Here is a 20,535-nt window from a genome sequence, read left to right as displayed (position 1 = left end):
GGATGAGTAACAAACCTTCCTACAATATTTCCGTTCCTGTTATGCGCCTAAGCATTGCTTTCAGCTTGGTGCTGGCTGCCCTCGCCTTTTATTTGTATGTCTCTTGGGAAAAAGTGGATTCAGTGGAGCAAGTGCAAAACGCGCCTCTCTTGGTTCAAGCTCAACAACTCAACCAAACCATCGAACTTGATATCCAAACGCTTCAACGCTGTTTAGCCGCACGTTATTGCAGTACAACAGAGCTCGATTTTGAGGTTCTGAAGAACGAAATTGACCAGTTTAAATCTCTCGCATCACTCAACAAAACCGAGTTTAGCTTGGTGGGCGCGACCGAATATACGCAACTTGAATTGGCGATTAATCGCTTCTCGGACAGCTCAAAAACACGTGACGATGTGTTGGCACTGTATCTCTCGCTCACCAATAACTACCTACAAATGGACGACAACTACCGCACCATGTTTAACAACCATGCGAGCGACCTAATGATGGAGAAAAACGAGTTCTTCATTTGGTTGTTTATGGTCGTTGTTGTGTTGGTTGGTATCGCCGTTCTATCGAATTTAGTGGCGATCCTTAAACTGAGAAAATCCAGTTCAAATGAGCGCGACATTGACCAAGAATTTGATGGGCTGTATCAAGATCTCAAACAACTGGATTTACAAAGGCTGGAAGAGTTGCTCAATGAAGTGAGCATCAATCCGAAGCAGCGTCAGATCTACTCTCACCTAAAACTGATTTTCAGCAAACTCGAAGAGCAAAAACGCAATAACGATCTCTACAAGCAACTCTATGCTCTGATTGGTTACGAGATTCGAGGCATCACCAACACCATTAACGGCGGCGTGCAATACCTCGTACAAGAGACCGATGAGAGCGGCGTGTTGATGGCGCAAGATATAACGTCGGCTGCCAATACCCTGTCTGAATTGGCAGAGAACTACAACCGACTCATTTCACAAGGAACAGAGAGCAAATCGAAAGAGTTTTCACTGCTTAATGTGCTGTCTGAATTGATGATTCACATCAGTTCAAAAGTACAGCGGAATGAAGGTGAGCTAGACTGCTTTATCTCGGATAACTTACCAAACCGTGTTGAAGGACAGTCCACCAGCTTATTCTGGGTGTTATTCCTACAGCTATCGAACGCCATCCAACTCAAAGCCGATAAGAAACTGTTTGTCACCATTGAATCGGGCGCGGCGTCAGACATTGAAAACACTCGCCTGACCATCAATCTAAACTTCTTAACCACACTGGATGTGCCGTTTGCCAAGCTCAATACCCTACACTGGAGCGACCATAAACAGCACACCGCAACCAAAGACGATTTGGCGAAAAGTGTACTGAAGGATTATGGCTATTACGAGAGCCATTGGTATCAATCGGGCAATCAGGAACGTTTTCAAATTCAGCTCGATTTAAAAGCCAAAAGCTTCCACACCGAAAAAACTCGCTTCGACAATAAACGTTTGTTGCTGTGTGCCAACTCTCAACTGCGCATTGATGTGATGAACAAAATGTTGGTCAACTTGGGCTTGGAAATCACGCCAATTCGAACGCCGAACGAGCTCTTCTCTGCTGCAAAAACCTTTGGCGAATACGACGCCATCATGCTGACCGATACGTTCGAGCCAAACAAACTGCCCTCACTGAGCAAAACAGTGAAATCGCAACTACGCAATCATCCGAACACCAAGTTGTTGCTTTCTGTCACTAGCACTCAGCAAGCACAAGAGAGCCATACCTTTGTCGACAAGATTCTGAACTCTCCTGCGCTTCCGTATGAGTTCATCCCCAATCTGTTAGCAATCATGGAAGCGGAAGCTTCTGAAGATCAGATGGAGAACAGCTCCTTCCTGATTGTGGAAGATGACCGTGTTCAACAGATTCTACTCAAACGTATTTTGAGCAAGCAGGAATACGAAGCCGACACCGTTGGCGATGGCGCAGACGCCGTTCAGCACTTCATGAATCAGCGCTCAGACATCATTTTTATGGACTGCATCATGCCGGGCATGGGCGGTATTGAAGCAACCAAACGCATTCGACAATACGAACAAGAAAGCGGACAAAACCCTTGCACCATTATAGGTGCGACAGCATTGACCAGCAGTAATGAACACCAAGCTTGTATCGAAGCTGGAATGGATTACGTGATCAGCAAACCTTATAAAAACGACGAAATCATCAAGGTGATCAACAAGTATGTGGCGGTACAGAAACTTAACTAGCTGCGTATTGGCAGCGCTTACATTGAGCAATGCTCCTTCGGCAATGGCGACCACCTTGCTTGAGGCGGTCAAACTCGGCTTGGAAAACAACTTATCTCTGCGCGCTAGTGATAAAGGCGTGGAAGAAAACGAATACAACATCGACATTAGCCGTTCTAAGTTCCTGCCCTCTTTAAACGGTGCCGCTGACACCACATGGAATGAAAATGAGACCATATTAACGGGAACACCAGATACGCGTTCAAGCTACAACTCAAACAGCTACAGCGTATCTTTATCTCAATCGGTGTTTAACCTTGGCGACATCTTCAAATACGGCACCGCGAAGCTTGATTTCAACATTGAAGAAATCAAGCACGAGAACAAAATTCAGGGCACCATTTCTGAAATCGCGACGCAATATTTCGAGTACCTGAAAAACAACGCGCAAATCAAAGCCACCAAAGTCGAGCTTAAATCGTCTGAAACACGTGAGCGCCAAATGCGCCGCAACGTGGAGCTTGGCAACACTGCGGCGAGCGAGTTGTATGAGGTGATTGCTCAGAAAGAAGGCATTGCCAATCGCTTAAGAACCCTAGAGAAAGACAGACGTGTGATTTTGAACGGTTTAGAGATTCAAGTTCAATACCCGGTCACCCCATCGCAGGACATCTACGAAAGCGTGCCCTTAGCAGAAATCAGCGAATCCGAACAACGCGCGATTCTTGAACAAGCTTTGAAGCTCAATAACGATTTATTGGTTGCGAAGAAAACCGTAGAGCGAAGCCGAAGAGGCTTGAAAGAAAGCGGTTCAAACTTTGTGCCGACCGTATCGCTCTCTGCCAGTTACCGTTACGACGATGCGAACAACTATGACCGAACCGACCCAACCGCAACAGGGGACAGTAATTCCACCAGCGTCGGTTTGAACTTGAATGTGCCGATTTTCTCCGGCGGTTCGGATTACTACGGTTATCAAAAATCGTCGACTGCTATCGAGCGAACGGAGCTACTGTACCAAGATTCGTTGTTCACAACTCGCAATAGCGTTAACACCTCAGTACTCAACATTAATGACTTCTCCCGAGCTATTAGCAGTTACGAGAACATCATCCGAGCCAACTACGCTTCCTACAAAGGCATTCAACGCGCTTACCAGCTAGGTACGCGAACCATTACCGACTTACTGGCAGCGGAAAGTAAACTGTTTAGCGCGCTACGTGATTACGAGAGCGCGCGTTATGACTACATCATTGAATCGATCAATCTTGAACAAATCAAAGGCATGTTGTCGGTGCAATCCATCGAAAGCATCATGCAGTTGATGAGCGATATCGAAGGCAGAAGCAATCAAGACTTAGTTCCAAAACACCTTCTCTCCAAACCATCGATTAAGAAAGGAGGTCGCAATGCAAACTGAGCATTTTTCCCAGAAGATTAACTTTGCTGACAAGTGTTATCTGACTTTCTCAACGGTCATCTCAACACTGTTTGGTTTAGTGCTGCCCTTTTCGATTCTGATTATCTTTGACCGAGTTTTACCTAACCAAGCCAAAGACACACTGTTTCTTCTGTTTGCCATTATCTTGATCACCATCTTCCTCGACTATCACTTAAAAAATCAGGAAGAGAAGATTTCGTCGGTGATCATGAAGCAGTTCGAAACCAACCTAACCAACAAGGTGTTTCAATCCATCTGTTTGGCTGAGATATCGAAGTTTCGTCGCCTAGAACCCGGTGAATACCTAGAGCGTATTGCTACCATTCCAGAGATTAAATCCTTCTTTGGCGGAGAATCTGTACGGGCATTGATCAACCTTGCAGTCAGCATACTGACCATTCTGATTATCGGTGTGATCAACATCTGGGCTGGGGTGACCATCTTACTTGCCTCCATCGTTTTGGCCGTGTTCGCACTCAGCCTTTCCAAGCAAAAGATCAACAGCCTAGAAAACAAATCCGACATCGAAGGCTTAACCACCTCAAAAATCATCGAGATCATCTCTAGCCCACTCGATATCAAAGCGCGCAATATGGAATATCGCGTTGAGAGCTTGATGACACAAATGGTGGAAGAGCGTGAAGTCGAGAACATCAAATACGAGCAAATCGAATCGAACTTCAGCCTTATCTTGTCGCTCATACAACAGCTCTCCATCGCTTGTGTGGTGGTGGTTTTGGCAACGGCCGTTATCAACATGCAATCGAGCCAAGGCATCATGGCAGCCATCATCATGCTTACCAACCGCTACTTCGCCCCATACCAACAAGTGATGCGCACGGTGAGCCGCTGGGAGTTGAACAAGCTTCATATTCAACGTATCGCCGAACTGCTTGAACTTGCTGCATCTGTAGAACAACAAAATGACACGACAGAAGTCGAGCGTATATCGGTGAAGTATTCGGAAAAGCAACGCATCGAGTTTGAACGCGGTCAGGCTTACTTGCTTACAGGGAAAAGCGGCGCAGGCAAAACCCACCTCGCCAATTGCATTACGCGGCAAAACACCGACAGCAAGCTCGATATCCAAATCAACGTGACACCGCTCGATGATGTCAACTACAACGTCTGGCGTAATAGCGTGCTCATGGTGGACAAAACCAGTTCGTTCGTCGAAGGGACCATCATCGACAACCTAACTTGTTTCCGCCCGAGCTTAAATAACACCGCATTTGCGCTTTGCGAAACCATGAACATCAAAGCACAAATCGATGCCCTTCCCGCGGGTTTTTACACCGAGCTTAAAGGACATTTACGCAACCCATTCTCACGCCAAGTCGCTTATGCCTTGTTGCTGGTGCGTGCCTTACTTGCGAACAAACGTGTGTTGATCTTCGACGACATCGACTGTGTTTATGACGACGACTTTGCTCGATTGGTTTTGACCAGTACTGCGTATCGCGCCAACGACAAAATACTCATCATCGTCAGCAATAAGATGGACAAACTCAACCATCGCCTCAAACGCGTCAAACTTACCGGAGGTGAGCAATGAGTATTTTGGTTGATTTTAATAATGTCCCTCAGCGCTTGTTGGACTTTGAGGCTCGCAGTTATGACGAGCGATACAATCAGTCACCTTTGATTCGTGGTCTAGCTTACACCCTCATAGCGCTTGAATGGGAAGGCACACCTTCTATCCTCAGCGACGCTTTTATCCCTAAACCAAAAGACAGCGACAGTTTTATCGCCACCATTGAACGCCTTGGTTACCGTTGTGACGTCACCAAATTAAAAACGTTGGAGCACATCGAGGGACACCCTCACCCTTGTTTTATCGAGATAGAAAACCTCACTGCGATTTTCTTGGGAACCAAAGATGGCAAACTGATCCTGTTTGATTACACAAATAACAACACCATTGAATACCCACTCTGCAAGAAGCCGTGCTTGTTAGTTTCGATCAGCGAATACTCGCGCTTGTTCCGAGAACCGCCACCTGAATCTCAAGACCGCAGTAACTGGATTAAATACGCGTTCTATCGCTACAACAATGAACTCAAAAGCCTGATTATTCTTAGCTTTGTAATCAGTATCTTGGGCGCGCTCCAACCCTTCTTTATCATGAGTGTGTACAACTTCGCCTTGACGTCTAGCTCCCAAGCCACGCTCTATTGGCTCACGTTATTTGCTGTGATTGTTGGATTCTCGGAATACTTTTTTAAGAAGATGCGAGTCAACATCATTGCCACTTCAGGTAAGGACTTGGCGGTGCACATTTCTCAAGCGGTTATATCCAAGCTGTTATGGCTCCCTTATGCGATGACATCCACCGCTGGCGTGTCTTCTCAGTTGGCGCGTTTAAAAGACATCGACACATTCCGCCGATTAGTAACCGCAGAGTCAACCTTGAGCTACTTCGACATGCCGTTTGTTATCGTGTTCATTGTCGCGATTGCCATCATGTCAGGAACTGCTGCACTGGTCGTCATGGCGGGTTTGATTCTGATGTTGGTGTTCTGTGTTTATTCTCGTTACATCTACTCACAAGCCACATCTAAGAGCTCTCGCGCCAACGCCATGGTTTCTTACCAATGGAATGAGATTCTTCGCGGCATCAAAACCATCCAAGGCTTACCACTGTTGCGCGTTATTCAATCTCGCTTCAGCGCTTCACACATGCAAAGCACCAACGATGCAGAGAACGTTGCGGTGACCAACAGCAAGGTTCAAGCCGCAGGTGGCAGTTTGATTCAGGTAATTGGTACCGCAAGTATCGTGACCGCGGTTATCGGTGTAATGGATGGCACGTCAGACGCAGGCGCCATGCTTGCAACCGTAATTTTAGTCTGGAAGGCGTTAGGTCCAATAATGTGTATCTACAACTCCATATCCAAATTCCAATCCATTAAGGCGTCCTCTGCGCAAATCAACAACCTTATGGCGATGAATGACGACAAGCTAACGTTGGAGAAAAGCCCCCCTATTCGCCTCTTCCAAGGCAGCATTGTCGGCAGCGGTGTAAGCCATCGCTATACTGGCGCAGCAACGGGCTTAACCAATCTCGGGTTTAAAATTGCCCCAGGGGCGAAAGTGGTGATTTGTGGACCGACTGGTTGCGGCAAAACCACGCTAATCTCCATTCTTGCGGGTTTAGAGGATAGATACCAAGGCGCAGTGTCGGTAGACGGCTACAACATCAAACAGTTCAACAGTTATCGCTACCGAACCTCGATTAACTACATCCCGTTTAATTTGCATATTTTTGAAGGCTCTCTGGAGACTAACTTCATCTTGCATAACGGACTCATCCCTACAGAAAAGATGCAAGAGATGGTGAGCTTTTTCGAACTCGACGCATGGTTGCCAGAAGGATTGAACACTCAGCTAAGCGTAGATAAATGCAAGAACTTACCTAACGGTATTCAACAGAAATTACGCCTCGCGCTGGGGCTTGGAAGCTGTGAACAATCACTGATCATCATTGATGAACCATTCAATGGCGCTGAGCAAGAAAATGCCCAGTACTTCAACCGCTTGTTCACCGATAAACTGCTGAACAAAACCGTGGTGTTCTCTACCAATGATCCGGGCTTGATCGCCACTTCGAACATGAGTTTGGTATTAGAGCCAGACGGCAACTTGAAATATTTTGGCTTAACAGACAAATACTTAAACAGCTTAAGTTAATACTGTGGCGCTTATTCACAATTAACTCTTTAATCGGACAGATACAATTGACAAAGATATAAACCAGAGAGATGATTCGACCGAGATTTAGAGGTATTTAGGATTCAGATGTATACATTTGTTGCTGACAAATTGGATGTGGTTTATTTATCAGCGATACCAGAAAACCACGCATTACAGGACTTTGATGTGCCTGAAGAAGAACTCGAAATCCGCGAGATTGTCGAGGTGTGGTATGAGTGTGCATTTTTGCCTGATTTCAATCTCGAGCAAATCGACATCGCAAACAAAGCGGAGCTAGTGGCAACACAAACTCAAGTGGTGAACAACTACACGAGCACACTCGCGTTCTTACTCAAGAGCAGAGTGTATCGAGCTGCCCTTAACCGTATATTGAGCATCTGGACACTCGAACCCTCCGCAAAAGCACAACTTGAGTTACTGCTTTTTGCCGAAGAGCAAGCAAAGACCAACTGAGCAATGCGCAGATAGAAAAAAGCCAGCAATGACGCTGGCTTTTTAGAAGCTATTGAACTGGTATTACACCCATCCATCAAACTGAAGACGTTTTTGTATTCGCTCTACTGCCTCTTTCTGCATTTGTCTCACGCGTTCATTAGAGACATTCAGTAAGTCCCCGACTTCAGCTAATGTTTTCACGTTATGTTCAAACAAACCAAAACGATGAATCAGCACTTGCTGCAACTTCACAGGCAATGTGTTAACGACGTGTTCCAGTGCTTGAGTAAAGCAATGGTCTTCGCAATCTTGCTGTGGGTCTGTTGCGTATTCGCTTTCACACTGTTCGAGCACAAATGGCGCATGATTAAGGTCGACAGTTGTTGAAACATCGATAAAGCCGCTCAACGCGACTAACTCATCAACACGTTCTACCTTTACGCCAGAACAGTGGGACAACTCTGAAATCGAAATGTCTTTGCTCATGGTTTTGCTCGCATCATGCTTTTTCGACGCAAGGCTATTTATCTCCTTACAAACGTGAGCAGGTAAACGCACCGTGCGACCGTTGTTCATTAATGCCGCTTCAATGTTTTCGCGAATCCACCACACTGCGTAAGTTGAAAAGCGATAACCCGGCTCAGGATCATACTTATCGATCGCTTTGATCAAGCCAATGTTGCCCTCTTCAATCAAATCAAGCAGCGTGAAATTGTTGCCAGTACGTTTTAAGTAGCTTTTGGCAATCTTCACCACTAAACGCAAATTAGATTCGATCATCACCTCGCGCGCTTCTTTATCCCCCGCTCGATTGAGTTTGGCATAATACAGTTCATCTTCTCGAGAGAGTAAATCAATCCCCACGATGTCTTTTAGGTAATGTGCATAAGGATCTTTACCTGCAGAAAACGTTTCTTTCATTGGCATCTCATCCGTGACACCTCGGGACCTAGCAAAACACTCGTTGTTCATTTCCCCGTCCTTATCAGCCAACTTTACTGGTGTAGCTCTTTGGCTACTTTTCTCCGTGGCTCAATTAATATGCCACCCAACGAATAACATTCGTTTTACGTTGAGTGTAGACAAGGCTTTTTAGCTTTACCAAGAAATTGCATTTAATTTCATATCAACCCTGCACTCAACTGTCAAAGCGTGAGCGGGTTGGGATTTATGGAGCAACATTCAGTATCGTATTTACATCAGAGTTGATAGAAGAGTTTCACCTACTAACAGTTAAATAAATTCACTTTTAAAACATATATCTAAAAACTGTATTTAATATTAGCAAACAACAAAGTCGCAGGTGCTTCGCCAAACAAACTGCCACTGCTACCGTTAAAGCTTTGGATTACCGTGAGCAACTGCCAGTCATTAGCGAGAGAGTAGTTACTCGATATCCCAAGGAAATAGGAATGATCGTCGTAGTAACTGGTTGAGAGCGTGACGCGGTTTAGAGGCGTTAAGTCAAAGCTCACATCGGCGTACCATGTATTTCGTGTAAAGCTCAAAGTTTTTGCGTCGAGAGGAAGATTCAAATACGCCAATGCGCTCGATGCATCTTGCGGTTCAGAGATAAATAACCACGCTGCACGCCCCATCCAGCTGCGTTTACCGCCAAAGCTGTAATCCGATTCAATACTGGCAACTGTGGTCTTTTTAGTCGGTTCACCCTCAAATTCTGGATCAATGGGATCAAACCACGTGAGCTCTCCACGAAAACCCGCATCAAACACATCCGTTGCAAAACCAGCGCCGAGTACGTAATCCATCCGAGCTCGCCCTGCAATAAACTGATAATCCCATCCCGATTGATTGGCGAAGTAACGCAGTGAGGTACTGTCCTGCCCTGACTGACGAGCTGGTGAAAACACCAAATCTACCCCATCGGCAAAACCTAATTTTCTGCTCAACATGACCGCATCCGTGCCTGCTCGCTCTTCATAGTCAAAATCGTAAATCGAATACGCATTATAGATATCGTTTGGATTCCATATCGTATTCATCGACCAATTGATACGAAAGCGCCCTAGTTGCGCTCCCCAGTCATCTTGCTGCCAAGTGAGATATAGACGATCAAGCTGACTGTTAATGACCACATCATCTTCATGCCAGTTTTTGCTCAAATTCATGTAACCAGAATCCAACGCAACCAAATCGGCATAGCCAGGAAAGTCGGTAGAATCGCCCCAAAGTGCTCGATTTCGTAGCCCAACATTCACACGCCAGCTAGAGGAAAAACGGTATTCAAAATTCAGCCGATTATGTATCAGATTATCGAACGTATTATCAGTGCCATCAGGAATACTGTAGGTTGCCATGTATTTGATGTAACCATCCAAATCCCATGACTTTTGAGGCTCTAATCCGGGAACAGCAGACAAGGCAGAACTAGCCTGAAGACTAAGCAAAGAAAGACTTAACGCCTTAATAAACACTGGATTTATTTTTGTTCTGGGCAAGCCAGTATTGAATGGGAGAGCTTTAGTGCAAGTCGCAGACAAATGAGAAATAGCTTTATGCATGCGACCTCTCTGCACGATTATCGATATTACTGAAATCACGCGCCAAACGACCGTCTTCAAACACGATAATTCGGTGTGCACGTTTTATCACTCGCGAATCGTGGGTCGAGAAGATAAACGTCGTCCCCTCTTGTTCGCTAAGTTGCTCCATAATGTCGAGCAACTCCGCGGTGCTTTTAGCGTCTAGATTGGCAGTAGGTTCGTCCGCCATGACAAAACGAGGCTTCGGCGCTAAAGCACGAGCAACCGCAACACGCTGCTGCTGTCCGCCGGACATCTTACCTGGCACCTTATTCATTTGTTCCGCCAATCCCACTTGCTCAAGTAAGGACGTCGCACGTTCACGGCACTCTCGCTCCGTTTTACCTTGCAGCTGCATGACGAATTCCACATTCTCAAGCGCGGTTAACACAGGTAACAAACCATAGTCTTGGAAGATGAAGCCTATATTATCGCGACGATAGGCGATCAGTTCTTTTTCTGACATCGATGAAATCATGCAACCGTCGATTTCCACTTTGCCAGAGCTTGGGGCATCAATACCGCCGATCATGTTCAGCAACGTCGTTTTGCCCGAACCGGATGGTCCCATGATCGCAACAAATTCACCCTGCTTAATCTCTAAGTCTACCGACTGCACTGCGTGCACAGGGTAATCACCATCGGCGTTGTAAATCTTAGTTAGGTTTTCTAGTTTGATGGTCATTAGCTTTTCTCCGCCATGGCATCCACTGGTCGATGCTTCAAAATTTGTCGTGCGGGATACAAGGCTGCGATAAGGCTGGCAACAAAAATCGCGACAATGATCATTTGATATTCCGTTATTGATACCCGTGGATAAAGCAAGGTATCCACGCCATAAGCCCCTAGCCCTTCTGCCATGCCAGCCAGCGACAATCCGGTAATACTCAGCACCTTGAGCATAATTGCACTCCCGAGCAACCCAAGCGCACAACCGCTTAATCCGAGGAACAAGGTTTCAAAAACGATCAACAAGCGTATCTTGTGTTTTTGCATCCCGACAGCCATTAACACACCGAACTCTCGTGTACGTTCAAACACTGACATCAACATGATATTGATGATGCCAAGGGTCATCGCCAGCACAAAAACCACCAGCATCACTTGGTTAGAAACTTCCATCGTGCTCATCATGGTAGAGAGCAAAGGCTGGATCTCCTGCCAAGGTCTCACACTGAGCAAGTCCTTACTTTCCGGCGGCAAAATAGAGTGAGTGAACGCCAGTAACTGCTTGAGCTCAGGATCGTTATTAGAAGTAAGGAGTATCGCAATTTCGTGCGTGCCACTCAGCCCCGCTACCTTTTCAAGATCCGCTTTTCGGACGTAAACATTCCCGTCATCAAACCCTGTCGATGGTGTTTTGAATATGCCTCGAACACGAAATGCCGCACCTGCAACCTCCCCATTCACATCAGACAGAGTGAGTACCACTTTGGAGCCAACGCGTAGCTTTAATCGCTCAGCTATCTTGCTCGATACCAAAATCGGATTTCTGCCTTCTTCGCTCAGCCATTCTCCGTCGACAATGTGATGTGAGAGAGGCGTGATGTTTTGCTCTTGATCGATATTCACGCCATTGATGCGAATACCACGTGTACTGCGCGCCGACGCTATCATGCCATCTGCTAGAAATCGCTCAGAAATGGCTTTCACTTCTCGGTTACTCGCCAACACTTTGCTTATCTTTTCCGCATCGGGAATCACATCTTTTAGCTCAGGATTGACCAAGTAGGACTTTTGCTGGATCTGCAAATGACTGGTTTGCCAAGAGATGGCGTTCTTAATCATGCTATCGACCAAGCCATTCATGAATCCCATCATGGCAACCACGCCCATCAAGCCAAATACCATAGCTCCGAGCATGATTGAGGTTCTCAACTTGTTGCGCCACAAGTTACGCCAAGCCAACTTAACCAGCATGAGCACCTCCTTTTAACCCTGCTGCAATAGGCATTCGAAACATGCGAACCATTGGATAAAGCAAACACAACAAAAGAATCAACAGCACGACTACGATTTGATTGAGCAGTAAATGTGGGTCGAGCGAGACAGGCACAATAGGTTCAAAGCCACTTTCGCGCATGAGCTTGGCAGCATCGCCAGTAATTTCGATTGGATTAAAGTAGAAATACCCCAACACAGGAGCACTCACGATAAGCCCAATAATGATGCCAATAACGGACATAAACAGAGACTCTATCGTGAGCAGAAGGACGAGCTTGGAGCGCAGCATTCCGGTGGCCAGCATGACAGCGAACTCACGTTGGCGTTCTAATGTCGTCATTAAGATTGTCGCAAACAAGCCAAAACCAACAATGCCGTAGAGAATATAAATCAAGAAAATACCGCCCGCTTTATCCAAGGCGATTTGCTGTGCCATTTCAGGCGACAACTCTTTCCAATCTTTCACGGCGACATTTTTGCCATACTCGGCTTTAAGCTGTTCAACAGTATCAGGTAAGTCTCTTAGACTCTCAGTATTTAAAACCCATGCGGTGACTTGGTCATCCAATGAATACAGGCTTTGCGCGGTATCAAGCGGCATGTACACCAACTGAGAATCAAGCTGCTGCAAAGGAAAATGAAGAATGCTCGAGATTTGATATAAACCTGCCGCAGTCTGTCCCCTATAACCGACACCGTAAAGCACCAATTCATCGCCAACCTTGAGTTGCAAATAATTCGCTAAACCACCACCAACTAGCACTGATTTTTGCCCTGATTGGATGTAGCTTCCCTCAATCAATTTGTCGCTGATATTGGAGTATTGATCTTCAGCTTCAGGCTCAACGCCTAGTACCATCACGCCTTTTGAGCGTTCGTCTTTTGCGGCTAAAGCAAAAGATTCTACCCGAGGTAATACCACATCAATATTGGGATTGTTTTTCGCCGCCGAAATGAAGGTGTTGGTTTGCGGCAAGACATCATCAATGCTGGAAGAGTCACCAAACTCGGGGTTTTGCAGTTGAATCAGACCCGTATAAAACTTGGCGGCATTTTTGATATTGGACGTATAACTGCCTTCTTGAAACGCTCGCGTAATAAGCGAAAGAAACAGCACCAATGCCAACGCCGACGCCGTCAGTAGTGTCCTGCGTTTTTGTCGCCAGAGGTTTCGCCAAGCCAGTTTCACAAGCATTGATTCGCTTCCTTCCGTTGATGTTTGAATATCCGTTTCTTCTTTTAGCCGTTCATTTATCCAAACTTAGTCGCGCAGCGATTTCATCTGTTGCTGAGAGAAAAAGCTGTCATCGATATCGAAATCAAACTGCGCTTGGTGGGTGATGAGTACGGTTTTGTTGTCTGGCTTATCAAGCGGCTGCATTTCCATTCTGGTCGCCAATTTTCTCCCGCCGAGCTCTTTCACGTCATAAGTCGTCATCACGTTCACTCGCTCATCAAACTCATCGTAGAATTCTACTTTGCGCTGTAGGTAGGTCGATTTGGAAATCCACAACGTTACTTTGCTCCAAACCACAGGAGCATCGGACTTTGCAACGGCGTCTATCACCCAAACCTTGTCGCCATCAAATGTATCCTCGCCTTTCAATTCATGTTGATAATCGACCACGATAGAGGACTGGTTGATTAAGTCATCATTGGTGAAGTCAGAACCCATCCACGATTGGCTCAACATAGATGGCGCAATTTTGATGACGCGTTCAATACTCGGCACCCAATTCCACATTTCTCTTTGTCGTTTTAGAGAAGCGCTGCCCTTATCTTTGGCTGGCGCCGTAACCAACACCAAAGACAAATCCGTCCCTTTTGTCCAACTCTTCATGGTCATCGACCGAGTCCAATCAGGACGAATGATCTCCATTGTAGATTCGGTATAACTGGAATCACCGCGCATTACTTGCTCTGACTTTTGAACGATATCAAAAGCACTTTCAGCCACAGCAGTAAATGAAATGGACCAACACAATAGAGATAACAAAGCAGTACGCATAACCGTCCTCGACACTCAAATCCAACACTATTCGCGCCAGAAATGACAATAAAAACAGGGAGTTCAAATCAGTATAGCAAGGAGAGGATGAAGGTCAGCGAGAGCTCGCTCAAAATTTTACTGGGCTTTACGAAGTAATGGTTCCACTTTGTTTCTGTTGATGATTTGGAACACCGCGCGATTCTTACCGCTGGCTTTCCCACGATACATGAGCTGATCAGCATCTTGCAGGCTTGGCGTCTCATCAAACCTAGGATAATACGCGCAACCAAGACTGATGCTCACATGAATGTTCTGTCCATCTAATGGGATTGGCATTTGATTAATTTGAGTACAGATTTCACACGCCAGCATTTGGGCCTCCTCTGCCGATAGTGACACACTCACCAAAGCAAATTCCTCGCCGCCAATTCGAGCTAATGTAACCTTTTCATCGGTCACCGATTTCGCGGTATTCGCAACAGCAACGATTGCTTGATCTCCAGCCAAGTGACCAAATTGATCATTGATGGATTTGAAGTCATCAATATCAAACACCATCACCGTCAGGTCTCTTTTTACTGCGCTTAACGTCGCCAACCGTTCAATCAAATGACGTCGGTTATAAAGCTTGGTAAGCGGGTCTGTTAGGGTCAACTCAAACAACTGCTGGTTGGCCAAGGTTAACTGTCGAGTTCGCAACGCCACCGTTCTTTTGAGTGAAAAGATATGGAACATGGCGGCAATAACCAAAGCGAACACGGTCAAGGGCGCCAAATAGGCCGGATAAACGGTTTTGATATGAATCCAACGACTGAGTATGCGATCTTTATCCGCTTCCATCACTCTCTCAAAGTTCCTGGAGATCTCATCAATCGATTTAGGGCTGCCCTCTCCTGAGGCAATTCGTAAATTTTTGCTATAAAGGTGAGCGGCCGGTAAGAACGCAATAGGCTCGGGGGCAGTGGCCATGTAAAAGTTCGACACTTGAGTGTCAGCAACAAAGAGGAAGACTTTCTTTTTTGCCACCGCATCTAACATTGCATCATTATTCGAATAGAGCTTTACCGCCGCGTTTGGATAACGTTTACGAATAAAATGCTCTTCGAATCCACCACGAACTACGCCAATTTCCATCGCAGATTCGCCTTCAAGCACTGAGTTGATGTCCAAACCAAACACATCTTTATTCACGTAAAGCTGTGTATCAATGGGCATGATCACCGTACCAAAATTCAAGTACTGGCTTCGTGCTTCCGAATATATTAGCCCCGCATGAACGTCTGCACGCCCTTCCTTCACAGCGAGTAAAGACTCTTCCCAATCAAGCAAAAGGAATTTAACGTGCACATCATTGCGAACAGAGTACTCACGCCAAAAATCAATCAAGATACCTTGTGGCTCGCCGTCTGGGGTAAGATAAGAGAATGGTTTCCAAGCTTTGGAATTGGCAACAATCAAGGTACCTTGTTTGGTCTCGTGACTTTGGGATGCGGCGCTGTAAAACACACTCACGATCATCAGAGCGATGCCAAATGTTGCGCTTTTCCAACCATAAGTACTATAACGTATGAGAGCCATACCTACTTCTCGCCAACCTATCCGAAAGTATTATCTAAGACTTAATTCGAACTAAAGGTATAGCAGAGCTTTTAATGATGGGAAGTGACTCTTATTGATATGAATCTAAATTAGTACCTTTGTGCTGCAAAACGGTACTTTATTACCATAATATTTTATTAATTCATCGCGAATTATTATGAAATTTATATGGATAAAAGTGCGATAAATACATTCTGCTTTCTTAGGTTTTATCATTGCGCGTAAAAACACCTGACACAGCCCACAAAATCACATAAAAAAAGTAATGATTATTCGCTCGATAAGAATCACTTTGTTAACTTACGCGCAATTTTTTTGTGAGCCGAAATTTTCGCTTTCGCCATGCCTTCTCAATATAGAATTAACAAAATCGTCGAAATTGGCGATACGCTGCATCGTAGTGGCTGTGCGCCTTACAAAGTAGAGAAATACACTCAACACTACGCGCAAAAACATGGCGTGGATGTGATGATTCAAGCTACACCTACCGCGATCAACTATCAGTTTCCTGATGACAACAACGCGGTCGTGCTCAAGCGCCTTAAACCGGCATCAATTAATCTCAGCTTGCTCGCGAATACCATCATCCGTATCAATCAACCGAGTAGCGAACCCGTTCCAGAACCTGCTGGTTATCCTTCGTGGGTTATCGCATTGGCAAACATGGGCATTCCACCCGCGTACTTGATGCTGGTTGGCAGCACCTTAGAGGCGGTCGGCTTTGCTTTTATTCTCGGTTTTATGGTCTGGGGATGTCAGCAAGTTTGCCGAGCGAGACGCGCAATTGCGGTTGAGTTTATCGCTGCGCTGTTCACCGGCATTATTGTCGCTTATCTATCTAGCACTGGACTTCCGATCCCTGTTTGGGCGCTATGTATTGCTACGATTGTCTTATTTGTGCCCGGCCTCTCCATCGCTAACTCACTCGAATGTTTGGCGTTTAATGATTTGGTTTCGGGCACTAGCTTATTGGGGCAATGCGCTCTCACGCTGATCAAACTGTTTGTTGGTATCACGATGGGGCTAAACATTGGCGAAGCGATTTGGGGACAAGCGCAGTCTATTGCTTACACCAATGAAATCCCGATTTGGATGCACATTAGCGGCTTGTTCTTAATTTCAGCATGTCTTGGTGTGATTTTTAACGCTCGCCCTATCGATATACTGCTTGGACTTCCTGTCGCGATGCTGGGGATGTGGGGGCCATTCTATCTCGGCTTCGAAAGTGGCTGGGTGGTTGGTACTTGGGTGACGACCGTTCTGATTACACTTTACGGCACTTGGATTGCGAAAAAGATGGAGCTGACCGGTTCTATCTACATTGTTCAAGGCATCATTATTCTGGTCCCGGGCAGTCGCGTCTTGGTCAGTGCAAGTCAGTCGGTATTTGAACAATCGATCCTTCCAATTCCGAGTATTGGTCTCTCAGCACTGTTTATGTTCTCTGCCATCGTCGCAGGGCAAATTACAGCCTACTCGATTTACTCGCCAAAAATAGAACGCTAAAACACCGCTTCGCCATTACCTTCAGACAAGAAAAAAGCCCTATTCAAAATCCACTTTAGTGAGAACTTTGAATAGGGCTCTTTGCCTCTATGCTTCGCTTTCCGGTTGAAGCTGCCTTTGCCTTTTTTGGCTTTCACAACTCGCGTTCTAAACAGTTGACTGGTGACGACCGCTTTAAGTGCGTTGTCTTTGATTTCCCCTCTGCCAAACTCGGTATCTTGATTCAATTCATTTGGCTGAGGATTGAGTTTTTTCTTTCCCATAGATCCTCCATAATGGTCGAACCAGATTGGACAATAATTAGATAAAATAGTCAAATTTGTAGAATTATTTTCATTTTATTCTTCAAAAACTTCACATCAACGTCATTTATTTGAAATTTCATCAAAAAAACACTGTATAAAAAGTGACTAGATACAAATATTTGCCTTTGATAGAGCAATAAATGTTGACTATACCCGTAATTAACCTAGACTCGAACACGGCTAGAAAGAAAGTTCTTTGTTTTCACATTTCGTTGGATTACTCGTAATTCCCCCGTCCTGTGGTACGCAATAGCAATTTATTTTTCCACGCTATAAGCGCCGATTAGGCGAAGATTTACATAAAATTAGATATTTAGGAAATAAACATGTCTAACAAAGCTACTGGTACAGTTAAGTGGTTCAACGAAACTAAAGGCTTCGGCTTCATCCAACAAGAAAACGGTCCTGACGTTTTCGCTCACTTCTCTGCAATCCAAGGTGACGGCTTCCGTACTCTTGTTGAAGGCCAGAAAGTAGAATTCGAAATCACTCAAGGTCAAAAAGGTCCACAAGCTGAGAAAATCACTCTAGTTTAATCCTTTTAAGATTTTGATATGGTAGCCAGCTTTTTAGCTGGCTATTTTTTTGCCCTCAAATTATTGATCACTCTTATGGCTCTTAAACCGACGATATACAAGTTTCGTATCGCGATCTCCGATATGAACAACGATTACTACGATTCAAAAAACCTGACCATTGCCCTACACCCTTCAGAAAAACCACAGCGCATGTTAGCGCGTATTTTGGCTTACTGTTTGAATGCCCAAAAAGAACTTGAGTTTACTAAGGGGCTTTCTACGACAGAAGAACCGGACTTGTGGCGCGTTGAAGATGACCAATCCATTACACATTGGATTGAAATCGGTGAGCCAGAACCAGACCGCATCAAGAAAGCATCACGCCTTGCTAAGCATGTGAAGGTGTACACGTACAACACGAAAGCATCGGTTTGGTGGGATAAAATGGCAGGCAAATTTGGCATGCTTCCAGTGGATGTGGCAAGTCTAGATTACGACGCTATCGACTTGATTTCACAGCACCTTGACCGCGGCACTAGTCTATCTGTTATGATTACCGGCACCTCTATTTTCGTTGATATTAACGAACAACACGTCGAAGTGACAGTGAAGGAATTGCAAAGTAATGACGCCTCTTAATGAACTGATCCAACAAATGGGGTTCACAAACATTCCCTTCGTTAACGAGCACAAAGCAGCAAGGCGACGTTGGACAAAGGAACAAGCCCCATTGTTCATTAGAGTATGTGAAAATAAGCCTGAGACAGCCCCTGCGCTGCATCTACTTGGGCTTTTAACCAAATCTCACATCGAAGCCAGTGCTCTCTATGAGCAGCACGCCACGTCGACTCATCATATGCAGCAAGTCTTGAGTGACACATTTGTGGTTGTATACTCAAGGTTATCTCAACATGGACTTTAGCCTTGCGCACGACCATGCTGAGCAAACGCAAAACATTCTGCAACACGAGTTAGTGATCAAACGTATGGATCTCGATGCTTTCCGTACCAACTTAATGCAGAGTTTTTACCTCGGTAAAGAAGCAAACCCAGCAAAAGCCAGTGGGCTAATTAGCTGGATAAAGCGTCTGTTTTCCTCATAAAAAACATGGTTTTGTCAAAACCAAACACCTGATAGACTACTTCCTTTCATGCAACGGCTTCCTTTGGTTGTTACACATAACCTGTTATTTATAGTTCGTTGCATGACATTCAAGGACACTCATCCACTGAACATCAAGGGATCATTATGAAGTTTATCCGTTGGATTTTGGGAAAAATCATCTTACTTCTCAACGCTGTATTCTCTCCTCGTGGCGTTAAACGCTCAGCAGAGGCACAAAAAAGCGTTGATGACAAAGCGAAGAACTACGCGCTATACCAATTTGAAGCTTGTCCTTTCTGCGTAAAAGTTCGCCGTGCTATGAAGCGTCAATCCGTGAACATTGAATTACGTGATGCGAAAAACGACCCAGAACATCGTGAAGCACTTGAACAAGGTGGCGGTCGCGTGAAAGTACCTTGCCTTCGCATTGAAAAAGATGGCGAAACGCAATGGCTTTACGAATCTTCAGACATTGTCGCTTACATTGAAAAAGAATTTGCCTAGTTCCCCCTAAGAACATTGGCGGATGTAAAAGAGGCACCATACGGTGCCTCTTTTCTTCTATTTCAATTCAATAGATTGGGAATTTACTGATCGACAATCAACATCAATTCCACGCGGCGGTTACACGCCTTACCACTTGCCGTTGCATTACTGCACTGGGGTACATACTCACCAAAACCACGTGAGAAGACTCGTTGGCGCGGTAAGCTTGTGGCTAACAATTGCTTTTCAACTTCGCGAGCACGTTTCTCAGACAGAGAATCATTGAAGGTTGCTGCGCCTGTGCTGTCCGCATGACCATCAATCACTACATCAACGTCTGTTCGTCCGGCAAGATAATGCCCAAGATTACGTAGCCAGTCTTCGGACTGCGATGATAATCTCGCAGATCCAGTTTGGAAGTGTACCTGTTCTTTCAAACGCACCATAAGGTGGTCGCCACTGATGGTTTCGTGGGCGATTTGATGCCTATTTAAAAACATCTCCAGTGACGTCACGCCCTGTGACTTTTTTCCCATTGTGCTCGGTGCTTGAGCCACATAGCGAGGTGTTGATGCGTAAGACTTCGCATAACCCCACTCAGGGTGTCTAAGTTCTGAGTTAGTTCGAGGAGCGGTATCCAACATATTACCGCCCGGAACCATATCCGAATTAATGCTGCCACATCCGGCTAAAAGGCCGCACGCAACTAAAAACCAATGCTTCATACCGTTACCAA

The 20,535-nt window shown here is 45.4% G+C and carries 18 protein-coding genes and 1 pseudogene; 10 read left to right on the top strand and 9 right to left on the bottom strand.

The window, feature by feature from the left end:
• Positions 1-2: 2 nt before the first annotated feature.
• The 5 genes from ATB78_RS08670 to ATB78_RS08650 all read left to right on the top strand — a co-directional run bounded on the left by ATB78_RS08670 (position 3) and on the right by ATB78_RS08650 (position 7,821).
• A complete protein-coding gene (locus ATB78_RS08670) occupies positions 3-2,234 on the top strand; it encodes a response regulator (RefSeq protein ID WP_061008402.1) in 2,232 nt (743 codons plus the stop codon).
• Entirely contained in the window at positions 2,209-3,633 is a 1,425-nt protein-coding gene (locus ATB78_RS08665) for a TolC family protein (RefSeq protein WP_038867457.1), read from the top strand. Before ATB78_RS08670 ends, ATB78_RS08665 begins: the two co-directional genes overlap by 26 nt.
• On the top strand, positions 3,623-5,209 hold the full coding sequence (locus tag ATB78_RS08660; protein WP_061008401.1) for an ATP-binding cassette domain-containing protein: 1,587 nt from the start codon (positions 3,623-3,625) through the stop codon (positions 5,207-5,209). Before ATB78_RS08665 ends, ATB78_RS08660 begins: the two co-directional genes overlap by 11 nt.
• Positions 5,206-7,344, top strand: coding sequence for an ATP-binding cassette domain-containing protein (locus ATB78_RS08655; RefSeq protein ID WP_061008400.1), 2,139 nt, complete (start codon positions 5,206-5,208; stop codon positions 7,342-7,344). The genes ATB78_RS08660 and ATB78_RS08655 overlap by 4 nt, the downstream gene beginning before the upstream one ends.
• Positions 7,345-7,452: 108 nt before the next feature.
• Positions 7,453-7,821, top strand: coding sequence for a hypothetical protein (locus ATB78_RS08650; RefSeq protein ID WP_061008399.1), 369 nt, complete (start codon positions 7,453-7,455; stop codon positions 7,819-7,821).
• Positions 7,822-7,884: 63 nt separating this feature from the next.
• Here the strand turns inward: ATB78_RS08650 and ATB78_RS08645 are convergent, their stop codons facing one another.
• From ATB78_RS08645 to ATB78_RS08615, 7 genes are all read right to left on the bottom strand, one after another.
• Positions 7,885-8,775, bottom strand: coding sequence for a sigma-70 family RNA polymerase sigma factor (locus ATB78_RS08645; RefSeq protein WP_061008398.1), 891 nt, complete (start codon positions 8,773-8,775; stop codon positions 7,885-7,887).
• 290 nt (positions 8,776-9,065) lie between these two features.
• Positions 9,066-10,325: a hypothetical protein gene (locus tag ATB78_RS08640; RefSeq protein ID WP_061008397.1), complete on the bottom strand. Its 1,260-nt coding sequence runs from the start codon at positions 10,323-10,325 to the stop codon at positions 9,066-9,068.
• Positions 10,318-11,031 (bottom strand): ABC transporter ATP-binding protein, encoded by a 714-nt coding sequence (locus ATB78_RS08635; RefSeq protein WP_061008396.1) that lies wholly within the window; start codon positions 11,029-11,031, stop codon positions 10,318-10,320. Before ATB78_RS08635 ends, ATB78_RS08640 begins: the two co-directional genes overlap by 8 nt.
• Complete coding sequence (locus tag ATB78_RS08630) at positions 11,031-12,266, bottom strand: FtsX-like permease family protein (protein WP_061008395.1); 1,236 nt, start codon at positions 12,264-12,266, stop codon at positions 11,031-11,033. Before ATB78_RS08630 ends, ATB78_RS08635 begins: the two co-directional genes overlap by 1 nt.
• Entirely contained in the window at positions 12,256-13,485 is a 1,230-nt protein-coding gene (locus tag ATB78_RS08625) for an FtsX-like permease family protein (RefSeq protein WP_061008394.1), read from the bottom strand. Before ATB78_RS08625 ends, ATB78_RS08630 begins: the two co-directional genes overlap by 11 nt.
• A 66-nt stretch (positions 13,486-13,551) precedes the next feature.
• Entirely contained in the window at positions 13,552-14,298 is a 747-nt protein-coding gene (locus ATB78_RS08620) for an outer membrane lipoprotein-sorting protein (RefSeq protein ID WP_061008393.1), read from the bottom strand.
• Between the two features lie 117 nt (positions 14,299-14,415).
• On the bottom strand, positions 14,416-15,858 hold the full coding sequence (locus ATB78_RS08615) for a sensor domain-containing diguanylate cyclase (protein WP_061008392.1): 1,443 nt from the start codon (positions 15,856-15,858) through the stop codon (positions 14,416-14,418).
• 363 nt (positions 15,859-16,221) lie between these two features.
• Here ATB78_RS08615 and ATB78_RS08610 point away from each other — a divergent pair, with 363 nt between their 5' ends.
• Positions 16,222-17,385, top strand: coding sequence for a threonine/serine exporter family protein (locus ATB78_RS08610; RefSeq protein WP_009704734.1), 1,164 nt, complete (start codon positions 16,222-16,224; stop codon positions 17,383-17,385).
• On the opposite strand, the gene ATB78_RS08605 is transcribed toward ATB78_RS08610, so the two are convergent.
• Positions 17,382-17,648 (bottom strand): ribosome alternative rescue factor ArfA, encoded by a 267-nt coding sequence (locus ATB78_RS08605; RefSeq protein WP_054823771.1) that lies wholly within the window; start codon positions 17,646-17,648, stop codon positions 17,382-17,384. The genes ATB78_RS08610 and ATB78_RS08605 overlap by 4 nt on opposite strands.
• A 368-nt stretch (positions 17,649-18,016) precedes the next feature.
• Here ATB78_RS08605 and ATB78_RS08600 point away from each other — a divergent pair, with 368 nt between their 5' ends.
• From ATB78_RS08600 to ATB78_RS08585, 4 genes and pseudogenes are all read left to right on the top strand, one after another.
• Positions 18,017-18,226, top strand: coding sequence for a cold-shock protein (locus tag ATB78_RS08600; protein WP_005433440.1), 210 nt, complete (start codon positions 18,017-18,019; stop codon positions 18,224-18,226).
• A 75-nt stretch (positions 18,227-18,301) separates the two neighbouring features.
• Positions 18,302-18,847 carry a YaeQ family protein gene (locus ATB78_RS08595; RefSeq protein ID WP_009704736.1) on the top strand — a complete coding sequence of 182 codons (546 nt, stop codon included), beginning with the start codon at positions 18,302-18,304 and terminating at the stop codon, positions 18,845-18,847.
• A pseudogene (locus ATB78_RS08590) lies at positions 18,834-19,311 on the top strand (hypothetical protein). Before ATB78_RS08595 ends, ATB78_RS08590 begins: the two are co-directional and overlap by 14 nt.
• A gap of 146 nt (positions 19,312-19,457) precedes the next feature.
• Positions 19,458-19,817 (top strand): glutaredoxin, encoded by a 360-nt coding sequence (locus tag ATB78_RS08585; protein WP_039839741.1) that lies wholly within the window; start codon positions 19,458-19,460, stop codon positions 19,815-19,817.
• Positions 19,818-19,900: 83 nt separating this feature from the next.
• On the opposite strand, the gene ATB78_RS08580 is transcribed toward ATB78_RS08585, so the two are convergent.
• The gene (locus ATB78_RS08580) at positions 19,901-20,524 is read right to left on the bottom strand and encodes an OmpA family protein (protein WP_032802098.1); all 624 of its coding nucleotides are present in this window, start codon (positions 20,522-20,524) and stop codon (positions 19,901-19,903) included.
• Between the last annotated feature and the right edge of the window lie 11 nt (positions 20,525-20,535).

Origin of the sequence: Vibrio sp. CUB2, assembly GCF_001557945.1 — a bacterium.
GTDB lineage: Bacteria > Pseudomonadota > Gammaproteobacteria > Enterobacterales > Vibrionaceae > Vibrio > Vibrio owensii.
This window is presented reverse-complemented; position numbering and strand designations above follow the sequence as displayed.

Coding starts and splice junctions, on each gene's coding strand:
- ATB78_RS08670 (WP_061008402.1), top strand. CDS start 3: ATGAGTAACAAACCTTCCTACAATATTTCCGTTCCTGTTATGCGCCTA.
- ATB78_RS08665 (WP_038867457.1), top strand. CDS start 2,209: ATGTGGCGGTACAGAAACTTAACTAGCTGCGTATTGGCAGCGCTTACA.
- ATB78_RS08660 (WP_061008401.1), top strand. CDS start 3,623: ATGCAAACTGAGCATTTTTCCCAGAAGATTAACTTTGCTGACAAGTGT.
- ATB78_RS08655 (WP_061008400.1), top strand. CDS start 5,206: ATGAGTATTTTGGTTGATTTTAATAATGTCCCTCAGCGCTTGTTGGAC.
- ATB78_RS08650 (WP_061008399.1), top strand. CDS start 7,453: ATGTATACATTTGTTGCTGACAAATTGGATGTGGTTTATTTATCAGCG.
- ATB78_RS08645 (WP_061008398.1), bottom strand. CDS start 8,775: ATGAACAACGAGTGTTTTGCTAGGTCCCGAGGTGTCACGGATGAGATG.
- ATB78_RS08640 (WP_061008397.1), bottom strand. CDS start 10,325: ATGCATAAAGCTATTTCTCATTTGTCTGCGACTTGCACTAAAGCTCTC.
- ATB78_RS08635 (WP_061008396.1), bottom strand. CDS start 11,031: ATGACCATCAAACTAGAAAACCTAACTAAGATTTACAACGCCGATGGT.
- ATB78_RS08630 (WP_061008395.1), bottom strand. CDS start 12,266: ATGCTGGTTAAGTTGGCTTGGCGTAACTTGTGGCGCAACAAGTTGAGA.
- ATB78_RS08625 (WP_061008394.1), bottom strand. CDS start 13,485: ATGCTTGTGAAACTGGCTTGGCGAAACCTCTGGCGACAAAAACGCAGG.
- ATB78_RS08620 (WP_061008393.1), bottom strand. CDS start 14,298: ATGCGTACTGCTTTGTTATCTCTATTGTGTTGGTCCATTTCATTTACT.
- ATB78_RS08615 (WP_061008392.1), bottom strand. CDS start 15,858: ATGGCTCTCATACGTTATAGTACTTATGGTTGGAAAAGCGCAACATTT.
- ATB78_RS08610 (WP_009704734.1), top strand. CDS start 16,222: ATGCCTTCTCAATATAGAATTAACAAAATCGTCGAAATTGGCGATACG.
- ATB78_RS08605 (WP_054823771.1), bottom strand. CDS start 17,648: ATGGGAAAGAAAAAACTCAATCCTCAGCCAAATGAATTGAATCAAGAT.
- ATB78_RS08600 (WP_005433440.1), top strand. CDS start 18,017: ATGTCTAACAAAGCTACTGGTACAGTTAAGTGGTTCAACGAAACTAAA.
- ATB78_RS08595 (WP_009704736.1), top strand. CDS start 18,302: ATGGCTCTTAAACCGACGATATACAAGTTTCGTATCGCGATCTCCGAT.
- ATB78_RS08585 (WP_039839741.1), top strand. CDS start 19,458: ATGAAGTTTATCCGTTGGATTTTGGGAAAAATCATCTTACTTCTCAAC.
- ATB78_RS08580 (WP_032802098.1), bottom strand. CDS start 20,524: ATGAAGCATTGGTTTTTAGTTGCGTGCGGCCTTTTAGCCGGATGTGGC.